General features: G+C 60.8%; 15 protein-coding genes and 1 other RNA gene. 11 read left to right on the top strand and 5 right to left on the bottom strand.

The window, feature by feature from the left end; genetic code table 11:
- Nucleotides 1-99: 99 nt before the first annotated feature.
- On the top strand, nt 100-510 hold the full coding sequence (locus ACWIKB_RS01760) for a flagellar basal body-associated protein FliL (RefSeq protein WP_475265070.1): 411 nt from the start codon (nt 100-102) through the stop codon (nt 508-510).
- 115 nt (nt 511-625) lie between these two features.
- Here the strand turns inward: ACWIKB_RS01760 and ACWIKB_RS01755 are convergent, their stop codons facing one another.
- Nucleotides 626-1,078: an EVE domain-containing protein gene (locus ACWIKB_RS01755; RefSeq protein WP_475265069.1), complete on the bottom strand. Its 453-nt coding sequence runs from the start codon at nt 1,076-1,078 to the stop codon at nt 626-628.
- 195 nt (nt 1,079-1,273) lie between these two features.
- Between ACWIKB_RS01755 and ACWIKB_RS01750 the strand changes: the two genes are divergently transcribed.
- Nucleotides 1,274-1,426 carry a hypothetical protein gene (locus ACWIKB_RS01750; protein ID WP_007942433.1) on the top strand — a complete coding sequence of 51 codons (153 nt, stop codon included), beginning with the start codon at nt 1,274-1,276 and terminating at the stop codon, nt 1,424-1,426.
- 35 nt (nt 1,427-1,461) lie between these two features.
- Here ACWIKB_RS01750 and ACWIKB_RS01745 read toward each other — a convergent pair whose 3' ends face one another.
- The 4 genes from ACWIKB_RS01745 to ACWIKB_RS01730 all read right to left on the bottom strand — a co-directional run bounded on the left by ACWIKB_RS01745 (nt 1,462) and on the right by ACWIKB_RS01730 (nt 2,886).
- Nucleotides 1,462-2,067, bottom strand: coding sequence for a 5-formyltetrahydrofolate cyclo-ligase (locus ACWIKB_RS01745; protein ID WP_475265068.1), 606 nt, complete (start codon nt 2,065-2,067; stop codon nt 1,462-1,464).
- 86 nt (nt 2,068-2,153) lie between these two features.
- Nucleotides 2,154-2,332: non-coding RNA, 6S RNA (gene ssrS / locus ACWIKB_RS01740), on the bottom strand.
- 30 nt (nt 2,333-2,362) lie between these two features.
- The gene (locus ACWIKB_RS01735; RefSeq protein ID WP_007942435.1) at nt 2,363-2,680 is read right to left on the bottom strand and encodes a cell division protein ZapA; all 318 of its coding nucleotides are present in this window, start codon (nt 2,678-2,680) and stop codon (nt 2,363-2,365) included.
- Nucleotides 2,677-2,886, bottom strand: a complete 210-nt coding sequence (locus ACWIKB_RS01730; RefSeq protein ID WP_007942437.1) for a TIGR02449 family protein — start codon at nt 2,884-2,886, stop codon at nt 2,677-2,679. The genes ACWIKB_RS01735 and ACWIKB_RS01730 overlap by 4 nt, the downstream gene beginning before the upstream one ends.
- Nucleotides 2,887-3,014: 128 nt before the next feature.
- Here ACWIKB_RS01730 and ACWIKB_RS01725 point away from each other — a divergent pair, with 128 nt between their 5' ends.
- The 9 genes from ACWIKB_RS01725 to gcvH all read left to right on the top strand — a co-directional run bounded on the left by ACWIKB_RS01725 (nt 3,015) and on the right by gcvH (nt 12,609).
- Complete coding sequence (locus tag ACWIKB_RS01725; RefSeq protein WP_163910752.1) at nt 3,015-3,572, top strand: YecA/YgfB family protein; 558 nt, start codon at nt 3,015-3,017, stop codon at nt 3,570-3,572.
- A gap of 27 nt (nt 3,573-3,599) precedes the next feature.
- The gene (gene pepP, locus ACWIKB_RS01720; RefSeq protein ID WP_475265067.1) at nt 3,600-4,934 is read left to right on the top strand and encodes a Xaa-Pro aminopeptidase; all 1,335 of its coding nucleotides are present in this window, start codon (nt 3,600-3,602) and stop codon (nt 4,932-4,934) included.
- A complete protein-coding gene (ubiH, locus tag ACWIKB_RS01715; RefSeq protein WP_475265066.1) occupies nt 4,931-6,118 on the top strand; it encodes a 2-octaprenyl-6-methoxyphenyl hydroxylase in 1,188 nt (395 codons plus the stop codon). Before pepP ends, ubiH begins: the two co-directional genes overlap by 4 nt.
- Complete coding sequence (locus ACWIKB_RS01710) at nt 6,111-6,596, top strand: DUF4442 domain-containing protein (protein ID WP_054616997.1); 486 nt, start codon at nt 6,111-6,113, stop codon at nt 6,594-6,596. Before ubiH ends, ACWIKB_RS01710 begins: the two co-directional genes overlap by 8 nt.
- Nucleotides 6,597-6,605: 9 nt before the next feature.
- On the top strand, nt 6,606-7,823 hold the full coding sequence (locus ACWIKB_RS01705; protein ID WP_475265386.1) for a 2-octaprenyl-3-methyl-6-methoxy-1,4-benzoquinol hydroxylase: 1,218 nt from the start codon (nt 6,606-6,608) through the stop codon (nt 7,821-7,823).
- Between the two features lie 217 nt (nt 7,824-8,040).
- Nucleotides 8,041-9,045 carry an extracellular solute-binding protein gene (locus ACWIKB_RS01700; RefSeq protein ID WP_475265065.1) on the top strand — a complete coding sequence of 335 codons (1,005 nt, stop codon included), beginning with the start codon at nt 8,041-8,043 and terminating at the stop codon, nt 9,043-9,045.
- A 273-nt stretch (nt 9,046-9,318) separates the two neighbouring features.
- The gene (locus ACWIKB_RS01695) at nt 9,319-10,935 is read left to right on the top strand and encodes an ABC transporter permease (protein WP_475265064.1); all 1,617 of its coding nucleotides are present in this window, start codon (nt 9,319-9,321) and stop codon (nt 10,933-10,935) included.
- Nucleotides 10,936-11,091: 156 nt separating this feature from the next.
- Entirely contained in the window at nt 11,092-12,174 is a 1,083-nt protein-coding gene (gcvT, locus tag ACWIKB_RS01690) for a glycine cleavage system aminomethyltransferase GcvT (RefSeq protein ID WP_475265063.1), read from the top strand.
- 51 nt (nt 12,175-12,225) lie between these two features.
- Nucleotides 12,226-12,609 (top strand): glycine cleavage system protein GcvH, encoded by a 384-nt coding sequence (gene gcvH, locus ACWIKB_RS01685; protein WP_475265062.1) that lies wholly within the window; start codon nt 12,226-12,228, stop codon nt 12,607-12,609.
- Nucleotides 12,610-12,637: the final 28 nt, after the last annotated feature.

Below are 12,637 nucleotides of genomic sequence, written 5' to 3'. Positions count from 1 at the left end.
TTGGGTCAACGAGCATGCCCGGCCCTGATAGTCGGCCATAAGCTTGTGCTTGCGCGGCGGGTCGTTATGCTAGGCCGCAAACCGGATAAGGAGCGAATTGTGAAAGCGTGGATCATGTTGTTGCTGGCCCTGTCTCTGCCGATGGCAGCGATGGCCGAAGAAGCCGCTAAAGAAGGCGAAGCCCCGAAAGTCAGCTACCTCACCCTGAGCCCGCCGTTCGTGGGTAACTATGGGCTGGATGGCACGCCGAAGTTGAAGGTGTTCAAGGCTGACGTGGCGTTGCGGGTGACCGGTGAAGAAGCGGCCAAACTGGTGAAGGCCAATGAACCGTTGATTCGCAATCAACTGGTGGCGTTGTTCACCCAGCAGACCACCGAGGCGATGAACAGCATCGATGGCAAAGAAAAGCTGCGTCAGGAAGCGTTGAAGCAGACTCAACAAGTGATGAACGACGAAACGGGTAAACCGGTGGTTGAGGATTTGTTGTTTAACAACTTGATCATCCAGTAAGGCATTCGTTGTCCGGGCGGGCCTCTTCGCGAGCAAGCCCGCTCCCACAGGGAATCTGCGCAATCTTGTGGGAGCGGGCTTGCTCGCGAAGGCATTTACCCAGTCGCTGCAAGGTTCAAGGCCTTAGCGCAATCACCGCCGCCCATTGCTCAGCCGTAACCGGCATCACCGACAACCGCGACCCTTTCTGTACCAGTGGCATCTCGGCCAGCGCTGTCTGCTGCTTCAGATAATCCAGCTTCAGCACCTTGGCAAACGTCTCGACATGCGCGACATCAATCGCGCTCCAGGCGTTTTTCTCCGGCGAGGCCTTCGGGTCGTAGTAATGACTCTCAGGCTCCAGCGCAGTCGTGTCGGGATAGGCGGCTTCGATAATCTTGCCAATCCCGGCAATCCCGGGTTCCGGGCAGCTGGAGTGATAAAAGAAGAACTCGTCACCCACCGCCATCGCCCGCAAAAAGTTGCGTGCCTGATAGTTGCGAACCCCGTCCCAGCGCGCTTTGCCAAGCTTCGCGAGGTCGTTGATCGAGAGCTCGTCGGGCTCGGATTTCATTAGCCAATAAGCCATGGTTTTTGCTCCTTGCGAGGTGGGTGGGCAAGTTGTCGGGCAATTTTATGACAAACCGACAGTCGGTTGACGCCAGTGTTTGCGTGTCGGTTCACGTTGCCGCAAAATGCCGGCCTTCTAAGCTTGACGCTGCTGCACGGCCTACAACGGAAACCGCTGCTGTCATCGTGTTGATGTGCCTTTGGGGGGCAATCGATGAAACGCAAACCGGATTTACTATGGATTTTGGTTATTTTGTTCGGCCTCGGCGTCGTGACCACTGGCTATGCCCAAAGCTTGTGGAACAACAAGACCGACGCGCCAATCGAAATCGCGCAGCAACAACAGCCGTCAGCCTTCAAGCGTTGACCCTGTCTTCCTGACGCCGCTGATCCCGGTGGCGTCTACCCTGCGAAATACCACGCCTTGTCTGTCACCGTTCCTTGCAACGGCACATCCCAGCTCGCTTGAGCCAATCGTTCGACCTTCTGACATTCATGGGCCAGCCCCAACAGCGTCGGCTTGCGCCAGGTTTTGCGCCGTGCCAGATACGCCAGGCTGCGGTCATAGAAACCGCCGCCCATTCCCAAACGCCCGCCGACATCGTCAAACCCGACCAATGGCAACAACACCAGATCCAGCGCCCAGACCTTGCGTTGCCGGGCAAGGTTGGCCCGGGGCTCGAGAATGCGGAAGCGGTTGGGTTTGAGTTTTTCGCCAGGGCGAATCCGCTGGAACACCATTTTGGTTCGCGGCCAGGCGCTGAGCACCGGTAGATAGGTGGCTTTGCCTCGGCGTTGCGCGGCACGCAGCAACAGGCGCGGGTCGATTTCACCGTCGGTGGGCAGATACAGAGAGATATGTTTTGCGCGGCGAAACAACGGGTGCTGGGCCAGTTGCTTATAGAGCCCGCGAGCGGCCTGGCGCTGCTGACTGGGTGTCAGTGCGCGGCGGGCCTTGCGCAGCATGCGTCGAAGTTGCGGGCGGGGAAGCAGCGCAGGTTCGGTCATGGATTCGGGCTTCGGCAGTGCGAGTACACAAAGCGTACTCGTAAAAAAGCCGATGCCGGTATTTAAACCGGCATCGGACTGGAATCAGGCTCCCCGGATGAACCGCTGCTGACTTAGCCCTTGAACCCGAAAGTTCAAGGTGGAAGAAGCAGTAGGCTTTAAGGCTTTCCGTCTAGCGGACATGCACACCAGCCCAACGTGCAACTTCCAGGGTAGTGCGAATCGGCTCAGGGACATCGTCAACTGGCAAGCACCCCAGGGAGTGACGCGAGTATACCCCAAGCGGTCGCACGAATCAGCCCTTGGTGACGTCCGGATCGGTAGCGAGCACCAGATCGACGCGATCGAGCAAGTCGCGCACCTGCTCGCGGGTCGAACCGCTGGCCTGTACGTCCGGGCGTTCTTCCTTGTGCAGCAGGTCGTGGGTGATGTTCAGTGCGGCCATCACGGCGATGCGGTCGGCGCCGATGACTTTGCCGCTGCTGCGGATTTCGCGCATCTTGCCATCCAGGTAACGGGCGGCGCTCACCAGGTTGCTGCGCTCTTCCTGGGGGCAGATGATCGAATATTCTTTGTCGAGGATCTGCACGGTAACGCTATTGCTTGAACTCATGAGTCTTGCTCCAGGGCCTTGAGGCGCGAAATCATCGATTCGACCTTACGCCGGGCGATTTCGTTTTTTTCAATGAGGTGCGCGCGTTCCTCGCGCCAGGTTTTTTCCTGCGCTAATAGGAGTCCATTTTGGCTCTTTAGTTGCTCGACTCGGCTAATTAGCAGCTCGAGTCTTGCCATCAGCGCTTGCAGATCGGTGTCTTCCATTGTGTCCACTGAATTTGTGTCTGATGGGGGAAAGCTGCCGGACAGCCTTTAATAGTCTTGGCGAGTCTGTCGATGTAGGATACAAGGCCTTCATTCTAGACATAGCGCCGTCTGGCGCCTAGCTGCCCATGCCCATTCAGAATTCCCCGTACCAAGCCTTCGCCACCCTGCTGACTTCCAGCGGTCATAACGTCTCGCCTGCCGAACTGCACGGCCTGTTGCTCGGTCGCAGTTGCGCCGGTGCCGGCTTCGAAGCCGACAGCTGGCTGTCCGATGCCGGTGAGCTGCTCGAAGGCGAGCCACAAGACAACGTCCGCAACGCCCTGATCGGCCTGCAAGAGATGGTCAAGGGCGAGCTGACCGGTGACGACATGACCGTCGTCCTGCTGCTGCCAACCGACGATGCACCGCTGGCGGATCGCGCTGCCGCACTGGGCCAATGGTGCCAGGGCTTCCTCGCCGGTTTCGGCCTGACCTACCGCGACAATGCGCTGAGCACTGAAGCGACCGAGGTCCTGCAGGATCTGGCCGCCATCGCCCAGGTGCAAGACGCCCTGGAAGAGTCCGACGACGGCGAAAGCGACTACATGGAAGTCATGGAGTACCTGCGCGTCGCGCCGCTGCTGCTGTTCACCGAAACCAAGAAACCTGCCGAGCCGGCCGCTGCCAAACCGTCGTTGCATTAATCGCCTGCCAGGGAAAGCCATCTGCCCATGATTCATATCCCGAAATCGGAATACAGCCGTCGCCGCAAGGTCTTGATGGCGCAGATGGAACCCAACAGCATCGCGATTCTGCCCGCCGCCGCGGTCGCCATTCGTAACCGCGACGTCGAGCACGTCTACCGTCAGGACAGCGACTTCCAGTACCTCAGCGGTTTCCCCGAGCCTCAAGCCGTTATCGTTTTGATGCCGGGACGTGAGCACGGCGAATACGTGCTGTTTTGCCGTGAGCGCAACGCCGAACGAGAACTGTGGGACGGCCTGCGCGCCGGCCAGGAAGGCGCGATCCGCGACTTCGGTGCCGACGATGCGTTCCCCATTGCCGACATCGACGACATCCTGCCGGGCCTGATCGAAGGGCGCGACCGGGTGTATTCGGCCATGGGCAGCAACCCGGAATTCGACCGGCACCTGATGGACTGGATCAACGTGATCCGCTCTAAAGCGCACCTCGGCGCCCAGCCGCCGAACGAATTCGTTGCCCTGGATCATTTGCTTCACGACATGCGCCTGTATAAATCGGCGGCAGAAGTGAAGGTGATGCGCGAAGCCGCACGGATTTCCGCCCAGGCGCATATCCGCGCGATGCAGGCCAGCCGTGCCGGGTTGCATGAATTCAGCCTGGAAGCCGAGCTTGATTACGAGTTCCGCAAGGGCGGGGCGAAGATGCCGGCGTATGGCTCGATCGTCGCCTCGGGGCGCAACAGCTGCATCCTGCATTACCAGCAGAATGACGCGGTGCTCAAGGACGGCGACCTGGTGCTGATCGACGCCGGTTGCGAGATCGATTGCTACGCCAGCGACATCACCCGCACCTGGCCGGTCAGCGGCAAGTATTCAGCCGAGCAGAAGGCGATCTACGAGTTGGTGCTGGCGTCGCAAGAAGCGGCGTTCGCCGAGATCGCCCCGAACAAACACTGGAATCAGGCGCACGAAGCCACGGTCCGGGTGATTACCACCGGGCTGGTGAAGTTGGGTCTGTTGAAGGGCGATGTTGACGAGTTGATCGCCAGCGAAGCCTATAAAGCGTTTTACATGCACCGCGCCGGGCACTGGCTGGGCATGGATGTGCATGACGTCGGCGAGTATAAGGTCGGCGGCGAATGGCGCGTGCTGGAAGTCGGCATGGCGCTGACGGTGGAGCCGGGGATCTACATTTCCCCCGACAACCCGAACGTGGCGAAGAAATGGCGCGGCATTGGCGTGCGCATTGAGGACGACGTGGTAGTGACCAAGACCGGTTGTGAAATCCTGACGAAAGGCGTGCCGAAAACGGTCGCCGACATCGAGGCCTTGATGGCGCAAGCACGGACACAAGCGGCATGAGTCGAGTCAACCTGGCAATCATCGGTGGCGGCCTGGTCGGCGCGAGTCTGGCGTTGGCCTTGCAGGCCGGGGCCAAGGCGCGGGGCTGGAAGATCATGCTGATCGAACCGTTCGCCCCCGGTGATACCTATCAGCCGAGCTACGACGCCCGTTCTTCGGCGCTGTCCTATGGCGCCAAGCAGATTTATCAACGGTTGGGCGTGTGGCAGGAAATCTCCCGCCGCGCCGAGCCGATCAAGCAGATCCATGTGTCCGACCGTGGGCGTTTTTCCACGGCGCGACTGTCGGCGATGGAAGAGGGCGTTCCGGCGCTGGGTTATGTGGTGGAAAACGCCTGGCTCGGCCAATGCCTCTGGCAAGGCCTGGACAAGGACGTGGTCAGTTGGCGTTGCCCGGCGGAAGTCACCCGCATGGAACCGCTGACCGATGGCTATCGCCTGACCCTCAATGACGAAACCACTTTGGAATGCGACCTCGCGGTGCTCGCCGATGGCGGCCGTTCCGGTCTGCGTGAGCAACTGGGGATCGGCATCAAGAAGCGTCCGTATAACCAGAGCGCATTGATCGCCAACATCACCCCGAGCGAATCCCACAACGGCATGGCGTTCGAACGGTTCACCGATGAAGGCCCGATGGCGCTGTTGCCGTTGCCGGACAACCGCTGCGCGTTGGTCTGGACCCGTCTGGGCATGGACGCGCAACGGCTGGCGGCCCTCGATGAAAAGAGCTTCCTCAGCGAGTTGCAGGGCGTGTTCGGTTATCGCCTCGGCACGTTGAAACAGGTCGGCGCGCGGCACTTGTACCCGCTGACCTTGATCGAGGCCGAAGAGCAGGTGCGTCCGCATCTGGCGATTCTCGGCAACGCCGCTCACAGCCTGCATCCGATTGCGGGGCAGGGTTTCAACCTGTCCTTGCGCGATGCTCAGGCCTTGGCCGATGCATTGCTGGCCAGCGAAACCTCGCCCGGCGACTTCGCGACGTTGCAAGCCTATCGCGAACGCCAGCGCATGGATCAGAACCTCACCGTGGGCTTCTCCGATCAGGTCACGCGCCTGTTCGGCAGTACCCAGCCGCTGGTGTCCCTGGGCCGCAACATCGGCCTGCTTGGCCTTGATCTGTTGCCGCCGGCCAAACGCTGGTTCGCCCGGCAGGCCATGGGTTTGGGTACTCGCCCGGATGCTTAAGTGGCTGACTGCAAAATTCGGCAAGGCGCGCTTGATGCGCTGGGTCATGACGTTCTACCCGCCGTACCTCGGCGCCGGGGTGCGGGTTCGGCACATCAGCGATGACTTCCGGGACATCAAAGTGTCCATGGGCCTGGGCTGGTACAACCGCAACTACGTCGGCACCCAGTTCGGTGGCAGCCTGTATTCGATGGTCGATCCGTTCTACATGCTGATGCTGATGGAAAACCTCGGGCATCGGTACATCGTCTGGGACAAGGCTGCCGACATCGATTTCATTGCGCCGGGCAAAGGCCCGGTGTTCGCCCGCTTCAACATCGACGAGACCTTGCTCGACGAGATTCGCCGGCAGACGGCGAGTGGCGAAAAATACCTGCCGCAGTTGCAGGTCGATATTCACGACGGCGCCGGCACCTTGGTGGCGCGGGTCGAAAAAACCCTTTACGTGCGGCTCAAGCCGCAAGCGAGACAGGCTTAAAGCATGGAAATGCGCGCAGATCTGCTGATTGTCGGGGCCGGAATGGTCGGCAGCGCCCTGGCGCTGGCGTTGCAGGACAGCGGGCTGGAAGTCCTGCTGCTGGACGGCAGCCCGATGAGCGTCAAACCCTTCGATGCCCAAGCGACTTTCGAGCCGCGAGTGAGTGCCTTGTCTGCCGCCAGCCAGCGCATCCTTGAACGCCTCGGCGTGTGGGACGGCATCGCCAACCGGCGCAGCAGCCCCTACACCGACATGCACGTCTGGGACGGCAGCGGCACCGGGCAAATCCATTTTTCGGCGGCCAGTGTGCACGCCGACGTATTGGGCCATATCGTCGAAAACCGCGTGGTGCAGGACGCCTTGCTCGACCGCTTGCACGATTGCGACCTCGGCATGCTGGCCAATGCGCGCCTGGAGCAGATGCGCCGCTCCGGCGATGACTGGCTGCTGACCCTGGCCGACGGCCGCACCTTGCGCGCGCCGTTGGTGATCGCAGCGGACGGCGCCAACTCGGCGGTACGACGCCTGACTGGTGTCGCGACCCGTGAGTGGGACTATATGCACCACGCGATCGTGACCAGCGTGCGCAGCTCCAAACCGCATCAGATGACCGCTTGGCAGCGGTTCACCGATAACGGGCCGTTGGCTTTCCTGCCTCTGGAACGGGACGGTCAACAGGATTGGTGTTCGATCGTCTGGTCGACCACGCCGAGTGAAGCCGAACGCTTGATGGCGCTGGATGACGAAGGTTTCTGCCGCGAACTGGAACGGGCCTTCGAGGGGCGTTTGGGTACGGTGCTCAGCGCTGATCCGCGATTGTGCGTGCCGCTGCGTCAGCGCCATGCCAAGCGCTATGTGGCGGAAGGTCTGGCGCTGATCGGCGATGCGGCGCACACCATCCATCCGCTGGCCGGGCAGGGCGTGAACCTTGGTTTTCTCGATGCGGCGGTGCTGGCCGAAGTGCTGCTGCAAGCGGCGGAGCGCGGCGAACGCCTGGCGGACGTAAAAGTCCTCAGCCGTTACGAGCGTCGGCGCATGCCGCACAACCTGGCGCTGATGGCGGCGATGGAAGGCTTTGAACGGCTGTTCCAGGCCGATCCGCTGCCGGTGCGCTGGTTGCGTAATGCCGGGTTGAAACTGGTCGAGCAGTTGCCGGAGGCCAAGGCGTTGTTTGTGCGTGAAGCGCTGGGGTTGACCGGGGATTTGCCGGCGCTCGCCAAGGCTTGAGATTTTTTGCGTGGCTGATGTCCTCTTCGCGGGCAAGCCTCGCTCCTACAGGGTTTAGGTGATCCGTAGGAGCGAGGCTTGCCCGCGAAGGCGTCGGAACATCCAACGCACATCTCAACCTGTGCAACATCTGGTAACTCACCCGCAAACTGTTCGATTGAGCTGGCAAATGTGAGTCCTTATCATTTGGCCTCATTTTTCAATCGAGACCGCTCCCATGTTGGCACCGAAGCGTCTACTGACTGCGCTGGCCCTGACCCTGATCGGCAGCACCGCCGCCCAGGCCGCCGATGAGGTGGTGGTTTACTCCTCGCGTATCGACGAGCTGATCAAGCCAGTCTTCGATGCCTACACCGCGAAAACCGGTGTGCAGGTGAAGTTCATCACCGACAAGGAAGCGCCGCTGATGCAGCGCATCAAGGCCGAGGGCGAAAACGCCACCGCCGACCTGCTGCTCACCGTCGATGCCGGCAACCTCTGGCAGGCCGAGCAGATGGGCATCCTCCAACCGTTCACCTCGAAAACCATCGACACCAATATTCCGCTGCAATATCGCGCGTCGTCTCACGCCTGGACCGGCCTGAGCCTGCGGGCGCGGACCATTGCCTATTCCACGGATCGGGTGAAACCGGGTGAGCTGACCACTTACGAAGGTCTGGCCGACAAGCAATGGGAAGGTCGCCTGTGCCTGCGCACGGCGAAGAAGGTCTACAACCAGTCGCTGACCGCCACCATGATCGAAGTCCACGGCGCCGATAAAACCGAGCAGATCCTCAAGGGCTGGGTGAGCAACCTGTCCACCGACGTGTTCTCCGATGACATCGCGGTGCTGGAAGCGATCAACGCCGGGCAATGCGATGTCGGTATCGTCAACACCTACTACTACGGGCGCCTGCACAAACAGAAGCCGGACCTGGCGGTGAAGCTGTTCTGGCCGAACCAGGGCGACCGTGGCGTGCACGTCAACCTGTCGGGCATCGGCCTGACCAAACATGCGCCGCACCCGGAAGCGGCAAAGGCTCTGGTGGAGTGGATGACCACGCCGGAAGCACAGAAGATCTTCGCCGATGTGAACCAGGAATTCCCGGCCAACCCGGCGGTACAGCCATCGGCTGAAGTGGCGAGTTGGGGCAAGTTTGTCGCCGATACCTTGCCGGTGGAAATTGCCGGCAAGCGCCAGGCCGAAGCGATTCGCATGATGGATCGGGCGGGTTGGAACTGAGTTCGCCTGTATTGCTTTGTTGGTTTGAAGAGCCACCCCTCACCCCAGCCCTCCCGAAACGTCGGACCGCCCCAAAGGGGAGAGGGGGAAAGGGAGCAGATATTCGTCGTGTTCAGAACCTGAGCTCGACGCGATAGCTCAGGTCGCAATAGTTCGAAAGGCCAACTCGGTCAGTCCCCTCGCCCCTTTGGGGCGGTCCGACGTTTCGGGAGGGCTGGGGTGAGGGGGCGATCTTGACCCATGCACCACACTCACCGTCTCAGAGACCTTAACTTGGCCCACCCCGCCCAACGCCGCTGGTATCCCCTGGTCTTCGTCATCGCCGCGCTGGTCCTGCTGCCCCTGAGCGTGCTGTTTTTCTCTTGGCAAACCATCGATCAACAAATCTGGCCCCACCTCTGGGACACCCAGATGCCACGCCTGCTGGGCAACACCCTGACCCTGGTGCTCGGGGTTGGTGTCGGCGTGACGCTGTTGGGCGTAAGCCTGGCCTGGCTCACCAGCCTATGTGAATTCCCCGGCCGACGTTGGCTCGACTGGGCGTTGATGCTGCCGTTTGCGATTCCCGCCTACGTGTTGGCATTCGTCTTCGTCGGCCTGCTGGATTTCGCCGGCCCCGTGCAAACCCTGCTGCGCGAATGGTTCGGCACCGGGCTACGGTTGCCGAGAGTGCGTTCCACCGGCGGCGTGATCCTCGTTTTAGTGCTGGTGTTTTATCCCTACGTTTACCTGTTGGCGCGCACCGCGTTCCTGGCTCAGGGCAAAGGTTTGATGGAAGCGGCTCGGGTCCTTGGGCAATCGCCGTGGCAAGCGTTCTGGCGTGTTGCATTGCCCATGGCGCGCCCAGCCATCGGCGCTGGTGTGGCGCTGGCGTTGATGGAAACACTGGCGGATTTCGGCGCGGTGTCGGTATTCAACTTCGACACCTTTACCACCGCTATCTACAAGACCTGGTACGGCTTTTTCAGCCTCTCGACCGCCGCGCAACTGGCCAGCCTGTTGTTGCTGGTGGTGATGGTCGTGCTGTACGGCGAGCGTCGTGCACGTGGCGCCAATCGGGCGAGCAACGAGCGCCCACGGGTCAAGGCGCTGTATCACCTGCGCGGCTTCAAGGCGTTAGCAGCGATGAGCTGGTGCGGGCTGGTGTTCGCCTGCGCCTTCGTCATTCCGATGCTGCAACTGATCGTTTGGTTTTGGCAGCGCGGGCGCTTCGATCTGGATGAGCGTTACGCCGGGCTGATTGTCCACACCCTGTACCTGGGCGGCATGGCAGCGTTGATCACCGTCAGCGTGGCCTTGCTGCTGGCATTTGCCAGACGCCTTGCGCCGACCCGGGCGATCCGTTCCGGCGTCAGCCTGGCCAACCTTGGCTATGCCTTGCCCGGCTCGGTGCTGGCGGTGTCGATCATGCTGGCGTTCAGTTACCTGGACCGTGAACTGGTGGTTCCGCTGTCGGGTTGGCTCGGCGGCGCGGGTAAGCCATTACTGCTGGGCAGTTTGTCGGCGTTGTTGCTGGCCTATCTGGTGCGTTTTATCGCGGTGGCTTATGGGCCGCTGGAAAGCAGTCTGGCGCGTATACGGCCATCTTTGCCCGAAGCAGCACGTAGCCTTGGGGTCAGTGGGCCACGACTGTTTTTCAAAGTGTATCTGCCACTTTTGCTGCCCGGCACTTTGAGCGCTGCGTTGTTGGTGTTCGTCGATGTGCTCAAGGAAATGCCCGCGACCCTGCTGATGCGCCCGTTTGGCTGGGACACGCTGGCGGTTCGCATCTTTGAAATGACCAGCGAAGGCGAGTGGGCGAGGGCATCGTTGCCGGCGCTGACTCTGGTTCTGGTCGGGCTGTTACCGGTCATCGGATTGATTCGACGTTCGGCGCATCGAAACGCCTAGGTGCCAGTCCTACACCTTGCGGCTACAATGCGCGGCATTCGGTGCGGTCCGTCTGACAGATCAGGTAGCTGAAATCGGCTGAAGGCCTTCTATTTCAAGGCTTTCACCCCGTGCAGTGCTTGTCCGCACCTTCGCCACGCCCGGAAGGAGAAACCCATGGGACAGCGTACGCCTCTGTATGACCTTCATCTCGCTCTCGGCGCGAAGATGGTCGATTTTGGCGGTTGGGATATGCCACTGCATTACGGCTCGCAGGTCGAGGAACACCATCAGGTGCGCCGCGATTGCGGGGTTTTCGATGTATCCCACATGACCGTGATCGATGTCGACGGCCCCCAGGCCAAGGCCTGGCTCCAGCACTTGCTGGCCAATGACGTCGAACGCCTGCACAGCCCCGGCCGTGCCTTGTACAGCACCATGCTCAATGAGCGCGGCGGCATCGTCGATGACATGCTCGTCTACCGTCTCGAGGACGGTTATCGGCTGGTGGTCAACGCCTCCACCCGCGATCAGGACATGGCCTGGATGCAAGCGCATCTCGGCGACTTCAACGTACAACTCAATGAGCGTTCCGAATTGGCGATGCTGGCCATTCAAGGTCCCCACGCCCGGCACAAGATCGCCGAACTGGTGACCCAGTCCCGCGGTAACCTCATTCAGATACTCAAGCCTTTTGAAGGTCAGTTCGACGGTGACTGGTTTATCGCGCGCACCGGTTACACCGGCGAAGATGGCCTGGAAATCGTGTTGCCGGCCGATCAGGCGCCAGGCTTCTTCAACGACCTGGTGGGCGCGGGCATCTCGCCCATCGGTCTCGGCGCCCGGGATACCTTGCGTGTCGAGGCCGGGATGAACCTCTACGGTCAGGACATTCATCAAGATGTCTCACCGTTGGCCTCCAATATGGCCTGGAGCATTGCCTGGGAACCGGCCACTCGCCAGTTCATCGGTCGCGCGGCTCTGGAAGCCGAAAAGGCTAACGGCGTGCAGCACAAACTGGTCGGTCTGGTCCTTGAAGAGCGCGGGGTTTTGCGCGCTCATCAAGTCGTCCGTATAGCCGATGTTGGCGAAGGGGAGATCACCAGTGGTAGTTTCTCTCCTACGCTTAGCAAGTCGATTGCACTGGCGCGCGTGCCGATGGCGACAGCCGACCGCGCAGAAGTGGAAATCCGTGGCAAGTGGTACCCGGTCCGAGTGGTCAAACCGACCTTCGTACGCCATGGCAAAACCTTGATCTAAACCTTTTCTGGCGGGCAACGACCGCTGACATTTTTCTTGAGGACACAGAACATGAGCGATATCCCTGCCGACCTGCGTTTCGCCGAAAGTCACGAATGGGCGCGTCTGGAAGCCGATGGCACCGTCACAGTGGGCATCAGCGATCACGCTCAGGAAGCGTTGGGCGACGTGGTGTTCGTTGAGCTGACCGAAGTCGGCAAAGTGTTTGCTGCCGGTGATCAATCCGGTGTGGTTGAGTCGGTTAAAGCCGCCTCCGACATTTACTCCCCGATTGCCGGTGAAGTGATCGCGATCAACGAAGACCTGAGCGGTTCGCCTGAAGCGCTGAACACCGACCCGTACGGTGCCTGGATCTTCAAGCTCAAGCCAAGCAACCCGGCTGAGCTGGACAAGCTGCTGGACGCGGCAGGCTACAAAGCCGCTATCGGCGAATAATCTTCGCCCTGCAAAACCCCCATGTGGG

It is taken from the genome of Pseudomonas sp. 5Vm1k, assembly GCF_056161485.1.
This window is presented reverse-complemented; position numbering and strand designations above follow the sequence as displayed.